Origin of the sequence: Romboutsia sp. 13368, assembly GCF_018336475.1 — a bacterium.
GTDB lineage: Bacteria > Bacillota > Clostridia > Peptostreptococcales > Peptostreptococcaceae > Romboutsia.
On sequence record NZ_CP048741.1, the window covers coordinates 2,039,039 to 2,040,391 of the forward strand.

General features: G+C 27.2%; 1 protein-coding gene. It reads right to left on the minus strand.

Annotated elements, in window-relative coordinates; genetic code table 11:
- Positions 1 to 69: 69 nt before the first annotated feature.
- Entirely contained in the window at positions 70 to 1,176 is a 1,107-nt protein-coding gene (gene wecB / locus G3997_RS08455) for a non-hydrolyzing UDP-N-acetylglucosamine 2-epimerase (protein ID WP_296645354.1), read from the minus strand.
- Positions 1,177 to 1,353: the final 177 nt, after the last annotated feature.

Sequence of the window (1,353 nt, forward strand, 5' to 3'; positions counted from 1 at the left end):
AATTTCTAATCATAAAGTTATTAATAAATAAAAAATAATCCTTAATGAAAATTCATTAAGGATTATTTTTTATTTAAATTTTTTAATTATAGCATCTACTATATATTTACTAGCTAATCCATCTCCATATGGATTAGATGATTTACTCATTTTTTCATATTCATTTTTGTTAGTTAATAATTCTTTAGTTAAATTATATATAATATCTTCATCTGTTCCTGCTAATCTTAAGGTTCCTGCRCTAACACCTTCAGGTCTTTCTGTTGTATCTCTTAAAACTAATAYTGGCTTTCCAAGAGAAGGVGCCTCTTCTTGTATTCCTCCACTATCAGTCATTATTATGTACGACTTATTTAAAAAATTATGGAAATCTAAAACTTCAAGAGGATCTATAAGATGTACCTTTTTATTATCTCCTAATACTTCATCTGCTGCCTCTCTAACTAATGGATTTAAGTGAACTGGGTATACTACTTGTATATCATCAAATTCTTCAGTTATTCTTTTTATAGCTCTGAACATATTTTTCATAGGTTCTCCTAAATTTTCACGTCTATGAGCTGTTAAAAGTATCATTTTATCATTATCTATTTTATCAAATATAGGATGATAATACTCATCTTTTACAGTAGTTTTTAATGCATCTATAGCTGTATTACCTGTTACATATATAGTTTCTTCTTTTTTACCTTCCCTTAATAAGTTATTTTTAGAAACTTCTGTAGGTGCAAAATGCATATCTGCTATAACTCCCGTAACTTGTCTATTCACTTCTTCTGGGAATGGCGAATATTTGTCATATGTTCTTAATCCTGCTTCAACATGACCTACTGCTACTTGATTATAGAAAGCTGCTAAACTTCCAGATAATGTAGTTGTAGTATCTCCATGCACTAAAACTATATTAGGCTTAACTTTTGATATAACTTCACTTAGACTTTGTAATGCTCTAGTTGTTATATCAACTAAAGTTTGACCTTGTTTCATTATATTTAAATCATAATCAGGGGTAATATTAAATGTTTCTAAAACTTGGTCTAACATTTCACGATGTTGTGCTGTAACACAAACTATACTTTCTATTTCTTCTCTTTTTTCTAATTCTTTAACTAATGGTGCCATTTTTATAGCTTCAGGTCTTGTCCCAAATATAGTCATAACCTTAATTTTATTCATACTTATATCTCCATTTCTAATTAACATAATTAAATTAGACTCTATTCAACTATTTCATCAACTTTATCTGTTTTTATAACTTCTTTAAAATCTGGTTGTATAAAATCTACATATTCACTAAATAAAACATATATCTGTGCATTCGTTATATATCCATCTTTTTTTATAATATTATAT